1 rRNA gene is annotated in these 262 nt (G+C 54.6%); it reads left to right on the forward strand.

The features are described from left to right. A 23S ribosomal RNA gene (locus MTX34_RS26205) occupies window positions 1-262 on the forward strand; the annotation flags it as partial.

Here is a 262-nt window from a genome sequence, read left to right on the forward strand (position 1 = left end):
TTGTGGGGTTTGCATTGTCGATTCTGCCGGATCGGCCGACAGTGAGAAATTGTGGTGTTAGTCGAAGTGGTCTGGAACGGCCTGTCGTAGAGGGTGAGAGTCCCGTAGACGAAAACACTGCAACTGTCGTTGTGGATACCCAAGTAGCAGCGGGCCCGTGAAATCTGCTGTGAATCTGTCGGGACCACCCGATAAGCCTGAATACTCCCTGGTGACCGATAGCGGACTAGTACCGTGAGGGAAAGGTGAAAAGTACCCCGGG

It is taken from the genome of Rhodococcus sp. ARC_M5 (genome assembly GCF_022810405.1).
Classification (GTDB): Bacteria; Actinomycetota; Actinomycetes; order Mycobacteriales; family Mycobacteriaceae; genus Rhodococcoides; species Rhodococcoides navarretei.